General features: G+C 75.8%; 13 protein-coding genes. 11 read left to right on the top strand and 2 right to left on the bottom strand.

Annotation, left to right across the window (positions count from 1 at the left end; all coding sequences use genetic code 11):
* Positions 1 to 22 precede the first annotated feature (22 nt).
* The 5 genes from H6H00_RS12960 (at position 23) to H6H00_RS12940 (ending at position 7,512) form a co-directional block, all read left to right on the top strand.
* Positions 23 to 472: a gamma-glutamylcyclotransferase family protein gene (locus tag H6H00_RS12960; protein ID WP_185721506.1), complete on the top strand. Its 450-nt coding sequence runs from the start codon at positions 23 to 25 to the stop codon at positions 470 to 472.
* A 1-nt stretch (position 473) separates the two neighbouring features.
* Positions 474 to 1,100, top strand: coding sequence for a DUF7002 family protein (locus H6H00_RS32990; protein WP_439653259.1), 627 nt, complete (start codon positions 474 to 476; stop codon positions 1,098 to 1,100).
* A 53-nt stretch (positions 1,101 to 1,153) separates the two neighbouring features.
* The gene (locus tag H6H00_RS12950) at positions 1,154 to 2,548 is read left to right on the top strand and encodes a BTAD domain-containing putative transcriptional regulator (protein WP_185721504.1); all 1,395 of its coding nucleotides are present in this window, start codon (positions 1,154 to 1,156) and stop codon (positions 2,546 to 2,548) included.
* Entirely contained in the window at positions 2,545 to 5,769 is a 3,225-nt protein-coding gene (locus H6H00_RS12945; protein ID WP_185721503.1) for a response regulator, read from the top strand. Before H6H00_RS12950 ends, H6H00_RS12945 begins: the two co-directional genes overlap by 4 nt.
* A 75-nt stretch (positions 5,770 to 5,844) precedes the next feature.
* On the top strand, positions 5,845 to 7,512 hold the full coding sequence (locus H6H00_RS12940) for a purine-cytosine permease family protein (RefSeq protein WP_255425724.1): 1,668 nt from the start codon (positions 5,845 to 5,847) through the stop codon (positions 7,510 to 7,512).
* A gap of 317 nt (positions 7,513 to 7,829) precedes the next feature.
* Here the strand turns inward: H6H00_RS12940 and H6H00_RS12935 are convergent, their stop codons facing one another.
* The gene (locus tag H6H00_RS12935; RefSeq protein ID WP_185721502.1) at positions 7,830 to 8,723 is read right to left on the bottom strand and encodes a putative endonuclease domain-containing protein; all 894 of its coding nucleotides are present in this window, start codon (positions 8,721 to 8,723) and stop codon (positions 7,830 to 7,832) included.
* Between the two features lie 262 nt (positions 8,724 to 8,985).
* On the bottom strand, positions 8,986 to 10,197 hold the full coding sequence (locus tag H6H00_RS12930) for an amidohydrolase (protein WP_185721501.1): 1,212 nt from the start codon (positions 10,195 to 10,197) through the stop codon (positions 8,986 to 8,988).
* Between the two features lie 311 nt (positions 10,198 to 10,508).
* On the opposite strand from H6H00_RS12930, the gene H6H00_RS12925 reads away from it, so the two are divergent.
* The 6 genes from H6H00_RS12925 to H6H00_RS12900 are packed head-to-tail and all read left to right on the top strand — an operon-like array spanning position 10,509 to position 16,503.
* Entirely contained in the window at positions 10,509 to 12,212 is a 1,704-nt protein-coding gene (locus tag H6H00_RS12925) for a serine/threonine-protein kinase (RefSeq protein ID WP_255425723.1), read from the top strand.
* 25 nt (positions 12,213 to 12,237) lie between these two features.
* The gene (locus H6H00_RS12920) at positions 12,238 to 13,020 is read left to right on the top strand and encodes a purine-nucleoside phosphorylase (RefSeq protein WP_185721500.1); all 783 of its coding nucleotides are present in this window, start codon (positions 12,238 to 12,240) and stop codon (positions 13,018 to 13,020) included.
* Between the two features lie 40 nt (positions 13,021 to 13,060).
* Positions 13,061 to 14,632, top strand: a complete 1,572-nt coding sequence (locus H6H00_RS12915; protein WP_185721499.1) for a phospho-sugar mutase — start codon at positions 13,061 to 13,063, stop codon at positions 14,630 to 14,632.
* Positions 14,629 to 15,483: a Vgb family protein gene (locus H6H00_RS12910; RefSeq protein ID WP_185721498.1), complete on the top strand. Its 855-nt coding sequence runs from the start codon at positions 14,629 to 14,631 to the stop codon at positions 15,481 to 15,483. Before H6H00_RS12915 ends, H6H00_RS12910 begins: the two co-directional genes overlap by 4 nt.
* Positions 15,480 to 15,938: a flavodoxin family protein gene (locus H6H00_RS12905; protein ID WP_185721497.1), complete on the top strand. Its 459-nt coding sequence runs from the start codon at positions 15,480 to 15,482 to the stop codon at positions 15,936 to 15,938. Before H6H00_RS12910 ends, H6H00_RS12905 begins: the two co-directional genes overlap by 4 nt.
* 25 nt (positions 15,939 to 15,963) lie before the next feature.
* Positions 15,964 to 16,503, top strand: a complete 540-nt coding sequence (locus tag H6H00_RS12900; protein ID WP_185721496.1) for a TetR/AcrR family transcriptional regulator — start codon at positions 15,964 to 15,966, stop codon at positions 16,501 to 16,503.
* Positions 16,504 to 16,539: the final 36 nt, after the last annotated feature.

The following is a 16,539-nucleotide window of genomic DNA, read 5'->3' as shown; positions in this document are numbered from 1 at the left end:
GGATGAGCACTACCCTGTGCCGGTGCCGCTCTACGCCGCTTACGGGTCGAACATGGACCCCGCCCAGATGAAGCAGCGCGCCCCCCACTCGCCGATGGCGGGCACGGGCTGGTTGCAGGGGTGGCGCCTGACCTTCGGCGGCACCGACTACGCCTGGGAGGGCGCTCTCTCCACCGTCGTCGAGGCGCCGGGTGAGCAGGTGTTCGTCGTCATCTACGACGTCACCGACCAGGACGCCTCGCAGCTCGACCGCTGGGAGGGCGGCGAGCTCGGGATGCACAAGAAGCTGCGCCTGCGCGTGCACACGCTCGAGGGCGACGTCCTCGCGTGGATCTACGTGCTCAACGACTACGAGGGCGGCGAGCCCAGCGCCCGCTACCTCGGGGTGCTCGCCGACGCCGCCGAGCAGGCCGGCGCCCCCGACGACTACGTCGCCGCCCTGCGCAGCCGTCCCAGCAGCAAGTCCTTCTGACCTGCGCGTCGACGAGCTGCTCCGGCGAGCCCCGCAGGTCTTCCACACCGCTCCCGCGCAGGCGTGGCCGGGCATCCGGCGCCGCGGCCTGCTGCCCGTCGCGGCCCTGACCGCGCACCTCGACGCCGACGAGCGCGAGCGGCTGCTGACCCGCCGCCGTCCCACCGACGTCCGGTTCGTCGATCCCGAACACGGCGCGGTCTGGCTCCGGGACCAGCGCCCGATGAACGAGACGCACCTCGCCCGGATGCTCGACGACATGACCGTCGCCGGGTACCTGGCCCGGATCAACGCGATGGTGTTCCTGTGGGCCGACCGGGACCGGCTGGACCGGCTGCGCCGCCTGCCGCGCTACGCCGCGAGCGCCCACGTCGTGCTCACCCTCGACACTGCGTCGCTCGTGGCCGCGCACCGCGACCGCATCGCGCTGACCCGGATCAACTCCGGGGCCGCGCTGTTCCCCAGCGGCCGCCGCGGCACCGCCACGTTCCGCGGGATCGACGGGTTCCCGGCCCGTGACCGGCCCGTCGAGCTGGCCGTGACCGGCGGGATCCCCGATCTCGGGCGGCACCTCGTCCGCGTGCAGGAGTGGGCGGGCGACGAGGTGCGGGACGTTCCCCTCCCGTAACCCGGGCGACACACGTCCGTACTTGGCTGGCCGTCGTCGGACGGGAGGGCCGCGTGCTGATCGAGTTCCGGCTGCTCGGGCCGGTCGAGGCGTGGCGCGACGGCCGCCGGGTGGAGCTCGGGGGCCGCAAGCAGCGCGCGCTGCTCTGCGCGCTGCTGGTGCGGGCCGGCCGGGTGGTCTCGCTCGACCAGCTCATCGACGACCTGTGGCCGCACGACCCGCCCCCGCGGGCGGCCGCGACCGTGCAGGTGTTCGTCTCCAACCTGCGCCGGGCGCTCGAACCCGACCGGCCGCGCGGGGCACCCGCCGACCTGTTGGTCACCGCCGCCCCGGGGTACGTGCTGCGCACGGACGCGATCGACGCCGTCGAGTTCGTCCGGCTCGCCGCGGCCGGCCGGGCCGCCCTGCGCGACGACGACGCCGAGCCGGCGGCCGGGCTGCTGGCCCGGGCCGAGGCGCTGTGGCGCGACGCCGCGCTGGCCGACGTCGCCGACGCCCCGTTCGCCCGCGCCGAGGCCGCCCGGCTCGACGAGCTGCGCCTGACCTGCGCGGAGGACCGCGTCGACGCCGAGCTCGGGCTCGGCAGGCACGCGGCGCTCGTCGCCGAGCTGGAGCAGCGCGTCGACGCCCACCCGCTGCGGGAGCGCGTGCGGGCGCAGCTGATGCTGGCGCTGTACCGCTCGGGCCGCCAGGCCGACGCGCTCGCCGTCTACACCGCGGGCCGCCGCCTGCTCCGCGACGAGCTCGGGCTGGAACCGGGCTCCCCGCTGCGGGAGCTGCAGCGCGGCGTGCTGCACCAGGACCCCGCGCTGGGCTGGGCGCCGCCGCGCCCCGTGCTCGACGGTCCGGTGCCCGCCGAGCCCGACGACGAGCCGGGCCGGGTGCTCGTCGTCGACGACTCGGGGGTGAACCGGCGGCTGCTCGGCACCGCGCTGACCGGGCTGGGCCACGAGGTCCTGGCCGTCGAGAACGGCCGCCGGGCGCTGGAGCTGCTGCGCACCGAGGAGGTCGACGTCGTGCTGCTCGACGTCGTCATGCCCGTGCTGGACGGCTTCGCCACGCTCGCGGCGATCAAGGCCGACCCCCGGCTCGACCACCTCCCGGTGATCATGGTGTCGGCCGTGCAGGAGCTGGACGCCGTGGTGCGCTGCATCGACCTCGGCGCCACCGACTACCTGCCCAAGCCGTTCAGCGCGGTCGTGCTGCGGGCCCGCCTGCGCTCCTCGCTCGCGGCGAAGCGCCTGCGCGACATCGAGCGCGACCACCTGCGCCGGGTCGACGAGGTCGTCTCCGGATCGGGCCGGGGCGACGAGACCGCGCGCGACGACGTCGTGGGCCGGCTCGCGCGGCGGCTCGACCAGCTCCACCGCGACGTCACCGACCGGGAGTCGGCGCTGCGGGCGGAGATCGCGGCGCTGCGCGCGGAGCTGGGGAGGTCGGCGTCGTGACCTCGCTGCGCGGGCTCGTCCGGATCGGCATCGGGACCGGGGTCGCCCTGCTCGCGGTGCTGCTGCTGGTGAGCCTGGCCGCGGAGCGCAGCACCCACGACTCGGCCGACGCGGAGTCGCGGCGCTCGACCTCGCTCCGCCTGGCCGACGAGCTGCGCCAGACCTCCGACGACCTGACGCGGATGGCCCGCAGCTACGTCGCGACCGGGGAGCCGCGGTACCGGGAGTGGTTCGAGGAGATCCTCGCCATCCGGGCCGGCACCGCGCCGCGGCCGGAGGACTACGACGAGATCTACTGGGACGTCGTCACCGACACGGGTCTGCGGCCGACGCCGTCCGGGCCTCCGGTGAGCTTCGCGACGCTCGCCGCCCGCGCCGGCTTCGAGCCGGCCGAGCTGGAACTGCTCGCGGTCGCGCAGGCGCGGTCCGACGCGCTCGCCGGGATCGAGCAGCAGGCGTTCGCCCTGATCGGTGACGGCGACCGGGCCACCGCGCTGCTCCACGACACCGGCTACCTGCGCGCGAAGGCGCAGATCATGGAGCCCATCGGGGAGGTGTTCGCACTCGTCGACGCCCGCACCGCCCGCGAGACCGCGCTGGGCGTCGATCGGGCCCGGGCCTGGTCGGCGGCCGCCGTCGCGGTGGCGCTGCTGCTGCTCGCCGGGATGGGCGTGTTCGCGGCCGTGACCCGGCGGGCGGTGATCCGGCCGGTCCAGGACCTCGACGAGGCCACCGCCCGCATCGCCGACGGCGACCCCGACGCGCGGGCCGGGGTCGGCGGCGTCGGCGAGATCCGGGCACTGGCCACCCGGTTCAACGGCATGGCCGAGCGGGTGCGGGAGCGCACCGCCGAGCTGGCCCTGCTGCACCGGGTGGCCGCCACCGCGCACCAGGCCGCCGACCTGCCCACCGCCACCGCGGAGGTGCTGCACCTGGTGTGCGCCCACACCGGCTGGCCGGTGAGCCACGTGTACTGGCAGGATTCGGGCGCGCTGGTGCCCTCGGGCCTCTGGGTCGGCGGGTCGCCCGGGTTCCGCGCCGCCACCGCCGGCACGCCGCCGTCCGTCGGGGCCGGGCTCCCGGGGCGGGTCCTGGCTACCGGCGCGGCGGCGTGGATCCCCGACGTCCGGCGCGACCCCGGCTTCTCGCGCGCCGCGGCCGCGGACGGGCTGGGGGCCGGGATGGCGTTCCCGGTCCTCGCCGGGGACGAGGTCGTCGCGGTGCTGGAGTTCTTCTCCGCCACCCCCGCCGAGCGCGACGACCGGCTGCTCGCGCTGCTGTCCGAGGTCGGGGCGCAGCTCGGGCGGGTCGTCGACCGCGTCCGGGTGGCCGACGCGCTGCGCGACGCCGCCGCGGCCGCGGAGAGCGCCAACACCGCCAAGAGCGCGTTCCTGGCGACGATGAGCCACGAGATCCGCACCCCGATGAACGCCGTCATCGGCATGTCCGGCCTGCTCCTGGACACCGACCTGACCCCCGAGCAGCGCCAGTTCGCCGGGATCGTGCGCGACAGCGCCGACTCCCTGCTGCTGCTCATCAACGACATCCTCGACTTCTCCAAGATCGAGGCCGGGCGGCTCGACCTGGACCGCACGCCGTTCCACGTGGCGGAGTGCGTCGAGGGGGCCCTGGAGCTGGTGGCCGCCGACGCGGCGCGCAAGGACGTCGAGCTGCTCTGCGTCGTCGACCCCGGCGTGCCCGACGCGCTCGTCGGCGACGTCACCCGCGTCCGGCAGGTCCTGCTCAACCTGCTCTCCAACGCCGTCCGGTTCACCGCGGCGGGCGAGGTGCAGGTGACGGTGCGGGCCCACCCGCTCCCGGACGGCGTCCACGAGTGGAGCTTCGCGGTGCGCGACACCGGGGTCGGCATCGCGCCCGACCGGATCGGGCCGGTGTTCGAGTCGTTCAGCCAGGCCGAGGTGTCGACGGCCCGGCGGTTCGGGGGCACCGGTCTGGGCCTGGCCATCTGCCGGCGCCTGTGCGACCTCATGGGCGGCTCGGTCTCCGCCATCAGCACCGTCGGCGTCGGCACGACCGTCACGTTCACCGTCCGGGCGCCGGGGACGGCGCTGCCCCGCCGCGAGCCCCCACCGGACGCGGCGCCGCTGCTCGCGGGCCGGCGCGTGCTCGTCGTCGACGACAACGCCGTGAACCGGCAGATCCTGCTGCGCCACACCGGGTCCTGGGGCATGTCGGGCGAGGCGACCGGGTCGCCCGCGGAGGCGCTGCGGCGCCTCACGGCGGAGCGGTTCGACGTGGTCCTGCTCGACGTCCGCACGCCCGGCCCGGATCTCGCCGCCGCCGCCCGGGCCACCGCGCACGACCCGCCGGTCGTCCTGCTGACCACGCTCGGGCAGCCGCGCGTCCCCGGCCACGTCGCCCTGACGAAGCCGGTGAGCCCCGCGCAGCTGCTGCGGACGCTGGTCGAGGTGCTGCACGGCCCCGCCGACCCGACGCCCGCGGCCGTCCCGGACACCGTCCCGCCGCTGCGGATCCTCGTCGCCGAGGACCACCCGGTGAACCAGCGCGTCGTACAGCTGCTGCTCGCGAAGCTGGGGCAGCGGGCCGACGTCGTCAGCGACGGGGTGGAGGCGCTCGCCGCCGTCGCGCGCCGGGAGTACGACGTCGTGCTGATGGACGTCGGCATGCCGGAGCTCGACGGGCTGGAGGCGACCCGGCGGATCCGTCGACGGATGCGCGGGCGCGGGCCGCGGATCGTCGCCGTCACCGCCGACGCGCTGCCCGGCGACCGGGAGGCCTGCCTCGCCGCGGGGATGGACGACCACCTGTCCAAGCCGCTGCGGCCCGCCGAGCTGGCGGCGGCGCTGCGCCGGTGCGTGCCGCCGGCAGCCGATCCGCCGACGCCCGACCTCCCGGCGCCCCACCCGCCGGTGCTCGACCCCTCGGCGCTCGACGACCTGCGCGAACTGGTCGGTGGCGACCCCGAGGCGCTCTCCGGGCTCGTCGAGGACTTCCTAGCCGAGACCCCTCCCCTGCTCGACGCGCTGCGCACCGCCGTCGCGTCCGGCGACGCCGCGGCAGCCCGCCGGGCCGCCCACACCCTGCGCGGCGTCGGCGCCGTCTTCGGCGCCACGAGGCTGGCGCAGCTGTGCCTGCGCGCCGAGACCACCGGCGCGACCGCGGGGACCGTCGACGCGATCGCGGCCGAGCACGGGCGCGTCGTCGACGCCCTGCGCCGGCTGCGCTTGGCGGCCGTTTAGCGGTCCGGTGTTGCCTGCGTGCGGGGTCAGCGACGCCCCCGCCGCCGCCCCACCACCGTGCCCCGGAGGCATGCGATGAGCATCGACGACGTCGGGACCACCACCGGTCCCTCCCCGACGACCGCGACCAGCGAGACGCTGGAGGACTACACGCTGCGGTACGCGCCCAGCACGTACCGGAAGTGGACGCCCGGGGTGGTGGCGACGACCGCGCTCGGCGGCATCGCCTACCTCGCCGACTTCGCGATCGGCGGCAGCATCGGGCTCACCTACGGCACCGGGAACGCGCTGATCGCCATCCTCGTGGGGGTGGTGGTGATCTTCACGACCGGCCTGCCGCTCGCCTACTACGGCGCCCGCTACAACATCGACCTCGACCTCGTCAGCCGCGGCGCGGGCTTCGGCTACTACGGCTCGGTGCTCACCAACGTCATCTTCGCGACGTTCACCTTCATCTTCTTCGCCCTCGAGGGCTCGATCATGGCCCAGGGGCTGCTGCTCGGGCTCGGCATCCCGCTGTGGCTCGGGTACCTGCTCTCCACGCTGATCATCATCCCGATCGTGGTCTTCGGGATGTCGGCGCTGTCGACGATGCAGGTGTGGACGACGCCGCTGTGGCTGATCCTCATGGTCGGGCCGTTCGTCTACCTGGTCGTCGCCGAGCCGAGCTCGGTGGGGACCTGGCTGGCGTACCAGGGCAGCGCCGGTGGCGGCATCAGCATCACCGCGATCGCGCTCGGTGCGGGCGTGGCGCTGTCGCTGATGGCGCAGATCGGCGAGCAGGTCGACTACCTGCGCTTCATGCCCGCGAAGACCGAGGCCAACAAGCGGTCGTGGTGGGCCGCCGTGATCGCCGCCGGGCCCGGCTGGGTGCTCCTCGGCGGGATCAAGCAGGCCGCGGGCGCGTTCCTGGCCGTCTACATCGTCGGGCAGATCGGCGCGGTCGCCGCCGTGGAGCCGGTGCAGCAGTTCAACGCGACGTTCTCCGAGATCGTCCCCGGATGGCTCGCCGTGCTGCTCGCCGTGGTCCTCGTGGTGATCAGCCAGATCAAGATCAATGCGACGAACGCCTACTCCGGCTCGCTGGCCTGGACCAACTCCTTCACCCGCGTCACCAAGCGCTACCCGCGCCGCATCGTGTTCGTCTTCGTCAACCTCGCGTTCGCGCTGACGCTGATGGAGGCGAACATGTTCGCCTCGCTGAACTACCTGCTCGGCTTCTACGCCAACTGCGCCATCGCCTGGGTGACGACGGTGGCGGCGGACATCGCGATCAACAAGTACCTGCTGGGCGTCTCGCCGAAGGAGCCGGAGTTCCGGCGCGCGTACCTCTACGCGGTCAACCCCGTCGGAGTCGGGTCGTTCCTGGTGGCGACCGGGGTGTCGTTCGCGGCGTTCTTCGGGGCGTTCGGCGAGCCGGCGAAGGCGTGGTCGCCGTTCCTGGCCCTGGGCCTGGCGCTGGTGCTCACCCCGCTGCTGGCCGTGGCGACGAAGGGGAAGTACTACCTCAAGCGCCCCGACCTGCAGCCCGAGCCCCGGTTCACCCCCGACGGCAGCCCGGCCACCACCACGCTGGACTGCGCGGTCTGCGGCCTCACCTACGAGCGCCCGGACATGGTCGACTGCAGCTTCCACAGCGCCCGCCTCTGCTCGCTGTGCTGCACGACGGACAAGGCGTGCAAGACGGTCTGCCACGAGAGCCGGACGTTCCTGGGCCTCCCGACGGGCGCGCCCCGCCCCTGACGGCTCGCGCGCACGGGCCGAGGGGGCCGTGCGCGCGAGTCGCCCGCCCCACCCCGCCCCACCCCCCGCCGAGTTTGCCGACCCCGCCCGGCGAGTTGGCCGACCCCACCCGGCGAGTTTGCCGCTGCCGCCCGGCGAGTTGGCCGCTCAGGCCCGGCGAGTTGGCCATCCCCACCCGGCGAGTCGGCCATCCCCACCCGGCGAGTTGGCCGACAACGCCCGGCGAGGTGGCCGACCCGCACCGATCTGACCTGTGGACCGGCCGACGACGCGACGTGTCCCGGCATCTCGCGCCGCCGGCACCCTCCGGCCCGACTTCACCACGTGTAGCCACGCCGGGCGAAGGCCGCCCGGAGCTCGGCGTGGACCCGGGCCGCGCTGCGCAGGTCCTCCTTGTCGGCGCGCACCACGATCCAGCCGCGACGCTCCAGCTCCCCCTGACGCACAGCGTCCTGCTCACCGCGCCCGAGGTGCGGTTCGTAGCCGTCGTACTCCAGTGCGATCCGCAGATCGGGCCAGGCCAGGTCGATCCGGAACACCTCGCGTCCGTCGTGGAGGATCCGCCAGTTCACCTCCGGGATCGGGAACCCGTCCTCCAGCAGCCGGTACCGGATCCAACTCTCCGGCGGGGACTCCGCCTCCGCCGAGGCCAGCCCGAGCAGCACCCCTCCGCGGACGGTGCCCCGTGGGTCCTCACGGCGGCGCAGACGCGTCCTGACCGCCGACCGGAACCGCTCGTGCTGCGGCCGCGCCATGCGGAGCGCCTCGTCGGTGACGGCGAGGGCCGCCGGTCCGTCCGGCGTGCAGAGCAGGTCGGCGACGACGCGGTCCAGCGCCAGCACGCGGAGACCGTCGATCTCCTCGACGTCGGCGGCGAAGGAACGCCCGTGGTGGACGGCGAGCCCCGGACGGCTGCGGAACTCCCGGCCGTACGGGATGCGGACGTGCGTCGTCGACCGGTCGACGGAACGGCAGCCGTGCAGGTACGCCGCCGTGGTGTCGACGAGCACCGACCCGTCGGCGGTGGCCAGCTGCGCGGCGGCGGCCCGCGTGCACGGGTCGAGGAACCGGGCGGACTCGACGAGCGTCACCGTCCACAGGGGACGCAGCTGCCCCGACCGGAGTGCGTTCTCGACGGATCTCCGCCCGGCCGCGGCGGTCAGGTCCCTGCGGCGGTAGGCACCGTGCAGACCCGGTATCGGGATGTCCATGGCCCCGACGATGGGGCCGATAGGCACCGCTGCGGCGACGAGTCACGATCCTGTGGACAGCCCCGGGCCGATGTGGACAGCTCAGCGGGCACCAACGGCGAACTCGCCGGGCGGCAGCCGCACACTCGCCGAGCGGAAGCGGCGAACTCGCCGGGTGGCAGCGGCAGACTCGCCGGGTGGCGGCGGCAGACTCGCGGGGTGGGGTGCCGCAGCGCTGCGCCCCGACTCGCGGGGGCGGGTCGGGGCGCGGGGCGGGTCGAGGTCAGTCCGTGGACGTCAGGGCGTTCAGGGCCGTCTGGGCCAGTACCCGCACGCCGAAGGGGAGGGCGCGCTCGTCGAGGTCGAACGTGGGCTGGTGGATGTCGCGCATCGGGCCGTGGCCGGGCCACACCCCGAGCCGGGCCATCGCGCCGGGGACGTGCTCCAGGTACCAGGCGAAGTCCTCGCCACCGCTGGACTGCTCTGTGCCGACGGACGCCTCCGGGCCCAGCACCGTGGCGGCGGCGTCGGCCAGCATCGCGCTGCTCGCCGCCTCGTTCACCACCGGCGGGACGCCGCGGATGTGCTCCAGGACGTAGCCGACGCCGGTGGGCGCGAGGACCGCGGCCACGAGCGTGCGCATCTTGTCCTCGAGCTCGTTCCACGTGGCGTGGTCGGCGGTGCGCAGCGTGCCGCGCAGCAGGCCGTGCTGCGGGATCGCGTTGGCCGCCTCTCCCGCCTGCACCGCACCCCAGACCAGGACGGTGCCCGAGCGGGGGTCGACCTGGCGGCCGAGCAGCAGCGGCAGCTGGGTGACCAGCAGGCCGAGCGCCTCGACGAGGTCGGCCGTGAGGTGCGGGCGGGCCGTGTGGCCGCCCGGCGACGTCAGCCGGATCTCCAGCAGGTCGCAGGCCGAGGTGATCGGGCCGACGCGGGTGCCGAGCCTGCCGACCTCCAGGCGCGGGTCGCAGTGCAGCGCGAAGATCCGCTGCACGCCCTCCATCGCCCCGTCGGCGACCACGTCGAGCGCGCCGCCGGGCTGCACCTCCTCGGCCGGCTGGAAGATCAGCCGGACGCGGCCGGGGAGGTTGGGGGCCGAGGCGAGCGCGAGGCCCGCCCCGAGCACGACCGCGGTGTGGGCGTCGTGGCCGCAGGCGTGCATGACGCCGTCGACGGTGGACGCGAACGGCAGGCCGGTGTCCTCCTGCAGCGGGAGCGCGTCGAGGTCGGCGCGCAGGGCGACGCAGCGGTCGCCGTAGCCGATGTCGCAGACCAGGCCGGTGCCGCCGGGGAGCGTGCGGGGTTCGAGACCGGCGGCGAGCAGCTGCCGGGCGACGAGCGCGGTGGTGCGGTGCTCGGCGCGGCCGAGCTCGGGTACCGAGTGCAGGGTGCGGCGCCAGCCGACGACGTCGTCGGCGTGGGCGGCGAGCCAGCTGTCGAGCCAGGCCGGTCCGGTGCCCGCACCGAGGTCGACCACGGCGGGCGCGGTGGGCATGACCGGGGAGGATTCCAGCAAGGTCACTGCACACCCCCGCTCCGGACGTGCATCTCTGCTCTGTCCTGCATCGGGCCATGGTGCTCACCCGGACGGCGGTGTACCAAGCGCAAATCGGTCACGTAGGGAAACGCTCGCCGAGGTGTCGCGGATCTGCTGCGGACGGGCGTCGGGGCCGCGACGAGTGGTGATCCACGTCGGCGACGAACGGCCCGTTTCGCCGTTCGTCTCACCTCGGCACGTTCCGCGGGAGTCATGCGGGCAGGAGTACCCCGTGCACCCGGGCGATACGCGGTCGTCAGAATGGGCCGGTGACGACGCCGGATGACGGACAGCGCCGCATCGGCGGGCGGTACCTGCTGTCCGGCAAGATCGGCAGCGGCGCCATGGGCACGGTCTGGGCCGGCTACGACGAGGTGCTGCGCCGCCGCGTCGCGGTGAAGGAGCTGCGCGTCCCGCACGGCGTCGGCGACCGCGAGGCGCTCGACATGCGGGAACGGATCCTGCGCGAGGCGCGGGCCGTCGGCGGGCTGTCGCACCCCAACGTCATCACGGTGTTCGACGTGGTCGAGGCCGACGGAGAGCCCGTCGTCGTGCTGGAGCTGGTGCCCTCGCGCAACCTCGCGGAGATGATCGCCGACCACGGCGCGCTGTCCGTCGGGCAGGCCGCTGTGGTCGGTTACGCCACCGCGGGGGGTCTGCGGGCCGCGCACCGCGCGGGGATCACGCACCGTGACGTCAAGCCGGGCAACGTCCTCATCGCCGACGACGGGCGCGTCAAGCTCACCGACTTCGGCATCGCCCGCAACGTCGCCGACGCCCCGATGACGAGCGCGGGCCTCGTCCTCGGCTCCCCCGCCTACATCGCGCCGGAGGTGGCCGCCGGCCAGCCCGTGACGCCCGCCGCCGACCTGTGGGGCCTGGGCGCCACGCTGTTCGCCGCCGTGGAGGGCCGCCCGCCCTACGACGTCGGGGGCGACCCGGTGCAGACGATCACCGAGGTCGTCGACGGCGACGTGCCCCGCACCCGCAGCGGCGGCCCGGTGGCGGAGGTCATCGCGGCGCTGATGGTGAAGGACCCGGACGCCCGGATGCCCCTCGACGAGGTGCGCATCCGGCTGCGGCCGCTGATCTCCGACCCCGACGACCCCATGTACCCCGGCTCGCCCGACGCGCCGACGCTGGCCTCGTTCGTCACCCCGGCGGTCGACCCGCCGCCCGACTACGCGCCCGAGCGCAGCTCCGCGGTGCTGGAGGCGCGGGCCCCGACCCCGGCCCCGCTCGCCGCCGACCCCGGCCCGCTGCCCGGCCCGCCCGGACGCCCGCTCGGGCCGCGGCCCGACCCCCTCCGGACCGAGTCCCCCTACGCCGAACCGCACTACGGCGACCCCCACTACGCCGAGCCCCCGCGCACCGACCTCCTGCGCCCGCCCCGCCCCCGCGCGCAGCCGCCCGCCGCGCCCGCGTCGCCGCTGCAGGCCGTGGCGCTCGTCGTCGCGGGGGCGCTGGTCGTGCTGCTCGGCACGGCGGCGGGCTGGGCGATCACGCGGATGGTCGGCGGGCAGTCGCCGTTCGGCACGATCACGGTGACCTCGGCGGGCACCGCGCTGATCTCGCACCTCGACCCCCTCGGCTTCGACGCCGACGTGCCGGTCGGGTGGACCCAGTTCGCCCACGAGACCGTCGACGGCGCGCGCTCGGCGTCGTTCGTCAGCCCGGACGGCACGGAGGAGTTCACGGTGGAGCGGGCCGAGTCCCGCGACGCGGCGCTCGCCGGGCTCACCACCGACGTGCTCGGCGTCGAGTCGCTGGAGCAGACCCCGCTCCTCGACGACCGCCTGACCTACCGCACCGAGCGCCACGGCCAGGAGCGCGCCACCTGGCTGGCGCTGGTTCCCGCCGACGGCGACGCGGTGTGGGTGGCCCGGCTCACCGTCCCGGGAAACCGCGGCGAGGGCACCACCGAGGCCCTGTTCGACGTGCTCATGGACGGTTTCGCCACCGCGGGGGACTGATCGCGCGGCCCGTAGGCTGCCCGTCATGAGCGAGCACGAGAGCGCGGCGGCCGCGCTGGCCGAGGCCACCGGGGTGCCCACCCACGACGTGGCCGTGGTGCTGGGGTCGGGCTGGCGCCCGGCCGCCGACCTGATCGGCGAGGCCACCCACGAGATCCCGATGGCCGACCTGCCCGGCTTCCTCGCCCCCACCGTGACGGGCCACGGCGGCACGGTGCGGTCGGTCCCGGTCGGCGACCGGCGGGTGCTGGTGCTGCTCGGGCGCACCCACCTCTACGAGGGCCACGGCGTCGACCCGGTCGTGCACGGCGTGCGCACCGCCGCCGCCGCGGGCGTCTCCACCGTCGTACTGACGAACGCGGCGGGCGGCATCCGCGAGGGCATGGCCGTCGGTGACCCGGTCCTGATCTCCGACCAGCTCAACATGACGGCGACGTCGCCGCTGCGCGGTGCGCAGTTCGTCGACCTCACCGACCTCTACTCCCCCCGGCTGCGCGCGCTCGCCCGCGAGATCGACCCGACGCTCGCCGAGGGCGTCTACGCCGGGCTGACCGGTCCGCACTTCGAGACGCCCGCCGAGATCCGCATGTTCCGCGGGCTGGGCGCCGACCTCGTGGGGATGTCGACGGTGCTGGAGGCGATCGCGGCGCGCGCGCTCGGCGTCGAGGTGTTCGGGCTGTCGCTGGTGACGAACCTGGCCGCGGGTCTGAGCGGCGCCCCGCTGGACCACCACGAGGTGCTGGAGGCGGGCGCCGCGGCGGCCGGGCGGATGGGCGGGCTGCTGCGCGAGCTGGTGGCGCGGTCGTGAGCGGGAACGGCCGCCCCGGCGACCCCTTCCGCGCACGGGCATGAGGCCCGCGCTCCGGGACGCGGCACTGCGCTGGATCGCCGACGACCCCGACCCCGCGACGCGCGCCGAGCTGCAGCGGGTGCTCGCCGACGTCATGGCGGGGGGTCCCGACGACGATCTGGCCGACCGGATGTCCGGGATGCTGCGCTTCGGCACCGCCGGGCTGCGCGGGCCGGTGCGGGCCGGGCCGGCCGGGATGAACGTGGCCGTGGTCCGCCGGGCGACGGCCGGGCTCGCGGCCTGGCTGGCCCGCGACGGGGCCCGCGGCACCGTGGTGGTCGGGCGCGACGCCCGGCACGGGTCGGAGGCGTTCGCCGCGGCGGCCGCCGACGTGCTCGCGGGCGCGGGGTTCGCGGTGCGCACCCTGCCCTCCCCCCTCCCGACGCCGGTGCTCGCGTTCGCCGTCCGGGAGCTGGGGGCGGTGGCCGGGGTGCAGATCACGGCGTCGCACAACCCGCCTGCCGACAACGGCTACAAGGTCTACCTCGCCGACGGCGCGCAGCTCGCTCCCCCGTCGGACGCGGAGATCGAGGCGGCCATCACGGCCGCCCCGGCCGCCGTCTCGGTCCCCACCGGCGGTGACGTGTCCGGTGCGGACGTGACGGAGTCCTACCTGGACCGCGTCGGACGGCTCCCCCGGGGCACCGCCCGCACCCTGCGCGTCGCACTCACCCCGATGCACGGCGTCGGCGGGGCCACGGCGGTGCACGCGCTGCGCCGTGCCGGGTTCACCGACGTCCACGTCGTGGCGGCCCAGGCCGCGCCCGACCCCGACTTCCCGACGGTCACCTTTCCCAACCCGGAGGAGCCCGGCGCCACCGACGCGCTGCTCGCGCTGGCCGCGGAGGTGGGGGCCGACCTCGCGATCGCCCTGGACCCCGACGCCGACCGCTGCGCCCTCGGCGTCCCCGCGGCCGGGGGCTGGCGCATGCTCACCGGCGACGAGACCGGCGTGCTGCTCGGCGACCACCTGCTGCGCACCGGTTCCCACGACGACCCGCTGGTGGCCACGACGGTCGTGTCGTCGTCGATGCTGCGGTCGGTCGCGGCCGGGTACGGCGCACGGTTCGCCGAGACGCTCACCGGCTTCAAGTGGATCGTCCGCGGCGGGCCCGGCCTGGTGTACGGCTACGAGGAGGCGCTCGGCTACTGCGTGGACCCCGGGGCCGTCAACGACAAGGACGGGATCGCGGCCGCCACCGTCGCCTGCGACCTCGCGGCCGGTCTCGCCGCCGAGGGGAAGGGCCTGCTCGACCGGCTCGACGAGCTGTCCGCCCGGCACGGCGTCCACCTCACCCGCGGCATCTCCGTGCGGATGGAGCCCGGCCCCCGCGACTCCGCCGTGGCCCGGCTGCGCGACGCCCCGCCGCCGGGCTGGGCCGTCACCCGGCCCGCCCCGGACGTGCTGGTGCTGCGCCGCGACGGGGAGCGGCTGGTGATCCGGCCCTCGGGCACGGAACCCAAGCTGAAGGCGTACCTGGAGGTGGTCGAGCACGGCGACCGGGCCCGCGCGCAGGCCCGGCTCGACGCGCTCGCGGCCACCGTCACCGCACTGCTGGGGGACGGATGACGATCGAGTTCCCGCCCGGGTCCGGGCCCTACGGCGTCACCGCCACCGTGGACGCGGTCTGGGTGACGCTCGTGCACGCCGGTGCCGTCGCCCGGGTGCCCGTGCACCCCGACGGGCGGGCCGGGCGGCCGCGGGTCACCGACCTGGACGATCCGGACTGCCGCCCGTCGGTCCTGTGCGCCGCCCCGGACGGCGCGGTGTGGTTCAGCCGGACCGGCGACGACGCCGTCGGCCACGTCGACCGCGACGGTCGCCCGACCCGCTTCCCCGTGCCCGCCGGCAGCGCGCCCTACGGCGTGGCGCCCGCCGCGGACGGGGTGTGGTTCACCGCGACGGGCACCGACGCGCTCGGGCTGCTCACCCCCGACGGCGCGGCGCGGACCTGGGCGCTGCCGCCCGGATCCCGGCCCGCCGCCGTGACCGCCGCGCCCGACGGCACGGTCTGGGTCGCGCTCAACGGCGCCGGGGCGCTGGCCCGGTTCGCCGACGGGGAGGTCGACGTCGTCGCGCTGCCGACGGCGGACGGCGGCCCGGTCGGCATCGCGGCCGGTGCGGACGGGGTGTGGGTCGCGCAGATCCTGGCGGGCTCCGTCGCGCACGTCGCCGCCGACGGCGCGGTCACCGAGGTCCCGCTCGGTCCCGGCGCGAAGCCGCACGCCGTCGCCGCGGTGGCCGACGGGTGCCGGGTCACCGACTGGGGCACCGCGCACGTCGTCGACGTCGCCGGGGGCGAGGTGCGGCGCCGCGTCGACCTCGCGCCGGGCCGCGAACCGCACGGCCTCGCCGTCGGCCCGGACGGCGCGGTGTGGGTGGCGCTGGAGTCCGGGACGCTGGCGCGGGTGCCGGGGTGAGCCGGCTGCTCGTCGTCCACCACACGCCGTCACCGTCGACGGCGGAGATGCTCGACGCCGTGCTGCGCGGGGCGCACGACCCGGAGATCACCGGGGTGGAGGTGGTGCGCCGGGCGGCGCTGGCCGCCACGGCGTCCGACCTGCTCGCCGCCGACGCGGTCGTGCTCGGCACGCCCGCCAACATCGGGTACATGTCCGGGGCGCTCAAGCACTTCTTCGACACCGTCTACCACGTCTGCGCCGACGACACCCGCGGCCTGCCCTTCGGCCTCTACGTGCACGGGAACCTGGGGGTCGAGGGGGCGGTGCGCTCGGTCGAGACCGTCACGGGCGGGCTGGGGTGGACGCAGACCGCGGCCCACGTCCTGGTCACCGGGGCACCGGGCCCGTCCGACCTGGCGGCCTGCGCGGAGCTCGGCGGCACCCTCGCCGCGACGATCGCGCCCGGCGGCTGAGCACCACCGGCGCTACTGTGCCGCGATGCCCCGCCCGAAGGTCCACGACGCGGCGCTGCGCGAGCGCCTGCTCGACCGTGCGGGCACGCTGCTCTCCGGCGGCGGCCCCGAGGCGCTGAGCCTGCGCACGCTCGCCCAGGACTGCGGGACGTCCACCACCGCGGTCTACGCGCTGTTCGGCGGCAAGCCCGCGCTGCTCGACGTCCTGCACACCCGTGCCGTGCACGACCTCGCCGAGCGCCTCGATGCCGTCGAACCCGCGGCCGACCCGGTCGAGCACCTCGGCCGCCTCGCGCTGGCCTACCGCGACACCGCGCTCGCCGACCCGCACCTGCACGGCACCGCCCTGACCACCGCGGTCCTGCCGTCCTTCGCCCACGCCGTGTGCCGGGCGCTGGCGGCCCGGGCCCCGCGCCCCGACGCCGACCCGTCGACGATCGCCCTGGCCGTGCAGGCGCTGGTGCACGGGCTCGTCGACCTGGAGCGGCACGGGCTCGCCGCGGCGGGCGGCTTCCCCGCCGCCCTGCACGCCGCGCTGGACGGCTGGCTGCGGGCCGATCCCTGAGGCGGCGGCCCGTCCCCGTCGCAGGAAGGCCACCAT

This window comes from Pseudonocardia petroleophila (assembly GCF_014235185.1).
GTDB lineage: Bacteria > Actinomycetota > Actinomycetes > Mycobacteriales > Pseudonocardiaceae > Pseudonocardia > Pseudonocardia petroleophila.
The sequence above is the reverse complement of the archived record's forward strand: the minus strand, read 5'-3'. Positions and strand labels throughout refer to the sequence as shown.